Consider the following 6108-nt stretch of genomic DNA (forward strand, 5'->3'; position numbering starts at 1 on the left):
GCACTTTATCATAAAAATAAAGTGCGTAAGTTTTTGTTACCGGTAACTTACACACTTTATATTACACTCCCTGCTTTTCCGTATTGGGGGGTATTCCAGCATCAACGAACTGGCAAGACTTTGCTCGATATTGCCCTTGACGGTCTGCAATTCCTTTGTTTTCTCCCTCTTTTCCCGGTACTCGTTGTAAAGGCTGTTCTTCTCCCTCATAAGCTGCTCAATCTCCGCTTATAGGACTTTGGACGCTGGCAGCTTGGAGATTCCCTGTGCCTTGAAATACCGGGCGGCTGATTCGGAAATGATAAATTCGCTTTCGTGCTGCTCCCGGTAGGCTCTCCGGGCTTTCTCCGTTTTCTGCGCCCGCAATCCGTTACGGGCCGGCTTGGTCTTGATGTAGGCTAATAGCTGTTTCTGCAAGTCCTTTTTCTCCCGCAAAGTGCTTTCCACGGCTTTTAGTTTCCCGGTCACTTCATGCAGTCCGGCACTGGCGGCGGCAAGGGCGGCTTCCAGTTCCTCCGGGGGTATTCCTGTTTGTGCGGCGTGGATTCTGCCAGCTATGCGGTGATTTTTCTCCCCCTACTACCTACAACACCACGCAAAGCAAAAATGACGGTGATTTTTCAAAATGCCAAAAATGGGTGCAAAAAAACAGGAAACCTTTTCTTAATTTCCTGTTTCAATGTGCCGCTCTGTATATACGGCTGTTATTCAATTTTGAACTGGCTACAATTCTACAAACCTAAATTCGTATGTCTATTTTTCAATCTTCATTCTCATTCCTTTACCATTGTATCCAAATGGCACTACCTCAAATCCACAACTCTTATAAAATTTCTCCATACCTCTAATTGATATTAAATTAATAGTACTATATTCTCCAGTCATAGTTTCATTTTTTATATCATCTATTATTGAATTTACAAGCTTTTTTCCTATTCCTTGTTTTTGATATTTTGAACTAACTACTACGTCAACTAAAAGATATGACATACCATCTCCAATGGCTCTGGCCATGCCAACTATTTTATTATCATATGTTGCTTTTTTTATAATTGTACTATTTCTTATAGCTTTTTCGACAATTAGTGGATTTTTTATTTCCCAACCTACTTCTACCCTTAATTTGTTATATTCATCAGCGTTTAAATCATCGTGTATTTCAATCATCATTTTCATCATTCCTACAATTCCGATTTGTCGTTGACTTTATTATAGCACTTCATTCCCCATAATGAAATAGATTTTTTGCACTTATAAAACAAAATTGGATAGATTTGCGAATGGGATTTCGTATTAGTCGGCATTGCTGGTAATGTGTATAACTGGCTATCTTATGGAATTGTGGGTAACTCTGTTTGCAGGACGTAGGAAAGCTGCACTTTAGCTTTTCCATGTGCTGTGAATAGAGTTATCCATGATTCCATAGCCTGTTATGCACATTTCCACAATGCTTGTCTTTTGGTCTTTAGCTTCTTTGGTTCGGAATAGTGTGGTGCTGGCGGCCTATCTCTTGTTTTCGGTTGCTTGCTTCTTTACCGTACATGAGCATTGTCCGGGTTTCTTTCACACTAATCCGATAGGGACAGATTTCCAGCCCTTCTCCCTTACCGCCTTCCACTTTAATAATATAGTCGTAATTGTCCAATCCCCAGTTTGGCAGGGTCACTTCTTTTATGCCATTGCCCATATTTTTTGCTATCCCTACCTGATTGCCTTTATTGTCATATATGGTCAAGTCGCAGTCATACTCCGGCAACAGCATTTCAAGTTGGAATGCAGCCTCCGTAACAATGCCAGAGACATCATAACCATCCCTCATTCCATAATGAAAAGAATAGTAATCCACATCGCCAGAGGAATCAATCTTCCCTTCCAGATAACTCTCCTCATTATGCATTAAAATACTCAGGTCGTATGTGCTGAAATAACGGTCTACCTTATCATCATACTTCATATGCTGTCTAGAACTGTTATTATTATAATTCGTGTCCTCTTTTTCCACAAGAATGGTCTGTATGCCCTCCGTGGCTTTCTGCGATACTATAAACTTCAATCCTCAAAATCCTTTTTACCTTTTATATAACGGACAAAGTTCTACAGCCGTTAACATGCCTTACACAATCTTACTATACCGCAATTCTCTTTCGCAGCTTATTATGCCAATACGGCAGTTCTTTTTTCAATGACTGCCCGGACTTCCTCTGGTGTCTTTTCCGTGACTATCGCAATCTGCTGGGAAGTATAGCCATTTTCATGCATATTTAAAATAACCTTAACCATTGCTTGCTCCAATCCCTGCTCCAACCCTTTTTCTAATCCCTGCTCTAATCCCTGCTCTAATCCCTGCTCTAATCCTTTTTCCAAACCTCTGGCCAATCCTCTGGCCGTAGCAGCCTCTTCGATATATTTTTCCCATTCCCACGATTTCATATAGTTCGTGTCAACCTCCTCACTTTTCTTGATATGCCTCACCAGTTCATCTATGCGCTTGATGTCCTGGTTGATGATGTTTTCCACAGTTGATCTCTCAATATATTTTAACATATCAATTAAGTTTTGGCTAGGATTTCCTGCCTTTCCTTTTGTATACAAAAACAGTTTCACCGCCCCATCCTCATAAGATACCGTGTTATCCTCCACACACTGGCTTTTTACGGTGTATACCATCCGGTTTTTTCCAAAGGGGTCATAGGGCAGGATCATAATGATAAACACATTTGGGAGTTTTTCATAGCTCACGCTGGCCTTTAACAATTTCGTGTCGATCAATCCGTGGTAATACCTCATTTTCCTGGGAAGCCGCTCTCTTTCTCGTACCTTGTTTGGCTCAAAGTCATAGATATCCTGCCCCTGCACTACCTCTGCATCCAGCATGTCCAACTCACCCATGACCTCCTCCCTGGATACGTCTTCTATGTAGGCATCCAGGCGGATGCCGTGCCGTTTTGTGCCAGCTCCCTGCACCGCCCGCTGGGGAATGACCCTCACTTTGCGGACTTCCTTTCCAAGGATCACCCGCAGAAGGATCCGGCAGAATTCCTCCCCCACCTCCGGGCTTGCAACCATTTCCTGGAACAAAAAATCGTCCAAAAGGTTTAGTTCCTCCAGCCTGCGAAATTTCCGTGTCTCTGTAGTTTTCCCGTTTTCTGCATAATCCATAAGCAATATCCTCCTGTAAATTGACTGGTAAATGAATACGATTTTCCGCCATAGCGGAGTGTGTGAACTATTTGGCGAAAGCGCCGGATGCAGCATCGCTGCACATTACATATAAGAATCTCTTATATGAAGATCATAAAAAGACGAATGCCTTTTGATAAAATTAGAATACCTCTTTCTGGTAAATTATGCAAGAAAAATTTTATCTTATTTAATATCACTTATCAGAAACAGCGCATAATAATCCCAGGTCCCGTTCAGGGTATCCCTTGTGAGGGGGAAATCCCCAAACCCAGCCAGAACTGATTCAGGCTGCCTTTTTCCTGTTTCAGCCGCCCGCTGTTCTTCCCGCTGACTGCATCCATGAACGCATGGCAGACCTGCTCTTTCACGTCCGCGCCTTAAAGACCTGTAGTTCGCTCCATTCTTTTTGCCGCAGACATTTTTTCCCTCAAAACCCTGCGGCCTTCCCCGAAATATTCCTTTCTCCACATCAGGTTCTATACTAGATATTCCTGTCAAACTTAGGATAATACGCATCTTCCAGCTTTTCTTTCTGCATCATCGCCTTTGCCTCCATCTCGGATTCTGCTTCCACATACCTGACCGTAATCTCCTGCCCCGGCGCTTCCGGCGCAGAAATCTTCTCTGTGCCTCCATCCAGCTTTTCAGCCTGCTCCGCTTTTTCCTCTTTCCGCTCCTTAACTTTTTCTTCTTCCGCTTTCTTTTCCTTCTGCTTCTCCAGACGCTCATCCATGCTCTTCTTCATTCTTTCCGCATTAGTCATCCCTGTTTCGGTTACAGAATATACCGTACTCTGTATGCTGCCATCTTTACCTACCATCCATGTCTGCTGGTAATAGGTCACTGTCCCCCCTAAAGCCTTGTTCCGGGCGGAAAGCTGTTCATACCCCTGCTTTTCCAGCTCCGGAATCTTTTTCAGGAAATCTTCCAGTTCCTTCGCCTTTTTGGAATCTCCCGAACACTTCTTCAGGTACTCGCTGGATACCGTCACATTGCCCTTGGACATACAGTCATAATTTTTCTGCAAATAAGAATAATAAGCTGATGCCGCCTTTTCCCCAGTATCCTTTGCTTTTCCCCCCTGTGATGGTGCAGTTTCATTCGTTTCCGCTTTCTTTGGCGCCTCATTTTTCTGCGTTGCGTATGTACCATGGTACACGTTATTGTAGTCGCTTCCAATTCCTGAAATTTCCATAATTTTGTCCTCCTATCTCAAAATTTTTTACTGTTTATCTCACCTTTGGTCTCTCTGTCCTTTATTAACAGTTCCTTAGAACCGCACTTGCCCCCGTAATAAGTCCGGGCCGTCCCCCCCCCCCCCGGCAGAGGCGCATAGCTTTCCGCCTCTGCCGAATAAGGTATAAAGATTATATTTTCAAATCCAGCCCTTCCGCCATGCCGGATTTCCCGAACACCATTGATGTAATGCTCTCGTCTGCAAAAATTTCATCCAGCACATCAGACGGAATCGGTTTGCCATGGGTCCAGCCGGGCACTTTTTCTTTCACTGCACTGGCCGCCTTTCTTCCGATGCTTATTTCCAACTGCCCCAAAGTCCATGCCGCCGCTGCCCTGTCTTCTTTCTTTAATGTTTTATAATAATTGTTTTTTGCACGGGCCATTTCTTCCCATTCAGCCTCATTATCCCCCGACATCCCGTTGTATTTATAAAATGCTTCCTTTACGCTGTTAAAAACACGCTGCTTCATCTCATCAGATACTTTGATAATCTTCCTCGCATTGGGATTGTTGGTAACGCACATCCCTTCCACTCCATAAGAATTTTTACGGTGGCCGGTAAGAAAATCCTCCAAAGTGTTCCTGCCGCCCGCATTAGAACGCTTTGCCCCGGTGAAAGGCATATTCATGTTTGCTTTGTCTCCGTTCATCCTTGATAGAAGCTGCCAGATTCCCTGGCTGTTATTTCCTATACGCATGATAAAATCCCTCCTTCTATATAGCCAAATCAAACTGTGCGCCCTTGCCTTCTTCCTGCGATTTCACAGGCTGGCTTGCTCCCTCCTTTATCTGTTCCATCAGTTTTTCCACGGATTCCGCCTTTGCCAGTTTTTTCTCCTTTAAGGCTTCCTCCTCTTTCTTCTTTGCCCGCTTTTCCTCTAACTGCTCCTGCAATATCTTTTTATAATCCGTTCCCTGCCGTGTATCCCTGTGATACCTGCTTACGCTCCAATAGGAAACTTTCCCGTTTTTATCAATAGAAACACCGCAGGCCAGATTTTCTCCCCCAAGGCCAGCAATCCGGGATTTCATTTCCTCCGTGGATTTCGGGACATCCGCAATCACCTGCTCATATTTCGCCGCAAATGCGGGGTCTTTTGCCATTTTTTCGGCAATATTGGGAGCGATTGCCAAATTGTTTCCCCCCTGGCTCCCATATACATAGGCATCCGACTGTCTCTCATTTGTAAAATCCACAAGGGAAATCTTTATCCCATATTTTTTTTCCAGACCGTTTATGTATTCCTCCGTGGTCTGCTGCGGGGGAGCTGTATCTTTTGCGCCTTTCGTGACATCGGCGTAATTTGCCGCACATGTGTTTGCGTAATCCGTTATTCCTGAAACTGCCATACTAATCATCTCCCTCTCTCCTTTTCATTTTTCATCATCACCGACAGGATAAACCCCTGCCGCTTTTGCACCAGCCTCCCGCAGGATCCTTGCCGTCTCTATACCGTTCATGCCCTCCATCACCTCAATCCATATTGGCATTCACTTCTTATATCGGCAGAAATTTTCCGTTTTTCGGGGGAAGGGAACGAAACGGCTGCTTTTCGGGAATGAAAGGCAGTGCAGAATTTCCAGTATATGGGTTTCCCGCACAGGGAAACAGCGAGCCGCAGGTGCTCCCCCCCTTTCTGAGAGGATGGAAATGCTGGTGCAGCACCGGCAGACGCTCAATGAACA

The 6108-nt window shown here is 44.4% G+C and carries 8 protein-coding genes and 1 pseudogene; all 9 read right to left on the reverse strand.

Translation table 11 applies throughout. The annotated features are described in order from the left end of the window. Window positions 1-36: 36 nt before the first annotated feature. Window positions 37-519 (reverse strand): annotated as a pseudogene (locus D7Y06_RS23485) (relaxase/mobilization nuclease domain-containing protein); the annotation flags it as partial. A 234-nt stretch (window positions 520-753) separates the two neighbouring features. Then, complete coding sequence (locus tag D7Y06_RS23490) at window positions 754-1170, reverse strand: GNAT family N-acetyltransferase (RefSeq protein WP_158591477.1); 417 nt, start codon at window positions 1168-1170, stop codon at window positions 754-756. A gap of 295 nt (window positions 1171-1465) precedes the next feature. After that, a complete protein-coding gene (locus D7Y06_RS26230; protein ID WP_158591478.1) occupies window positions 1466-2053 on the reverse strand; it encodes a hypothetical protein in 588 nt (195 codons plus the stop codon). Window positions 2054-2154: 101 nt separating this feature from the next. Then, the gene (locus D7Y06_RS23500; protein ID WP_158591479.1) at window positions 2155-3159 is read right to left on the reverse strand and encodes an Rpn family recombination-promoting nuclease/putative transposase; all 1005 of its coding nucleotides are present in this window, start codon (window positions 3157-3159) and stop codon (window positions 2155-2157) included. Window positions 3160-3366: 207 nt separating this feature from the next. Beyond that, window positions 3367-3651 (reverse strand): hypothetical protein, encoded by a 285-nt coding sequence (locus D7Y06_RS23505; RefSeq protein ID WP_158591480.1) that lies wholly within the window; start codon window positions 3649-3651, stop codon window positions 3367-3369. 13 nt (window positions 3652-3664) lie between these two features. After that, a complete protein-coding gene (locus tag D7Y06_RS23510; RefSeq protein WP_120409956.1) occupies window positions 3665-4378 on the reverse strand; it encodes a hypothetical protein in 714 nt (237 codons plus the stop codon). A 172-nt stretch (window positions 4379-4550) separates the two neighbouring features. After that, on the reverse strand, window positions 4551-5120 hold the full coding sequence (locus tag D7Y06_RS23515) for a DUF3879 family protein (protein WP_120409957.1): 570 nt from the start codon (window positions 5118-5120) through the stop codon (window positions 4551-4553). Between the two features lie 16 nt (window positions 5121-5136). Then, a complete protein-coding gene (locus tag D7Y06_RS23520) occupies window positions 5137-5772 on the reverse strand; it encodes a DUF6033 family protein (RefSeq protein WP_120409958.1) in 636 nt (211 codons plus the stop codon). 148 nt (window positions 5773-5920) lie between these two features. Continuing rightward, a partial coding sequence (locus tag D7Y06_RS26735; protein ID WP_207667357.1) for a hypothetical protein occupies window positions 5921-6108 on the reverse strand: 188 nt, incomplete at its 5' end.

It is taken from the genome of Roseburia sp. 1XD42-69, from assembly GCF_003612565.1.
GTDB lineage: Bacteria > Bacillota > Clostridia > Lachnospirales > Lachnospiraceae > Roseburia_B.

Bases quoted from the DNA above. Each gene is read 5' to 3' on its own strand.
- D7Y06_RS23490 (WP_158591477.1), bottom strand. From the start codon at position 1,170: ATGATGATTGAAATACACGATGATTTAAACGCTGATGAATATAACAAA.
- D7Y06_RS23500 (WP_158591479.1), bottom strand. From the start codon at position 3,159: ATGGATTATGCAGAAAACGGGAAAACTACAGAGACACGGAAATTTCGC.
- D7Y06_RS23510 (WP_120409956.1), bottom strand. From the start codon at position 4,378: ATGGAAATTTCAGGAATTGGAAGCGACTACAATAACGTGTACCATGGT.
- D7Y06_RS23515 (WP_120409957.1), bottom strand. From the start codon at position 5,120: ATGCGTATAGGAAATAACAGCCAGGGAATCTGGCAGCTTCTATCAAGG.
- D7Y06_RS23520 (WP_120409958.1), bottom strand. From the start codon at position 5,772: ATGGCAGTTTCAGGAATAACGGATTACGCAAACACATGTGCGGCAAAT.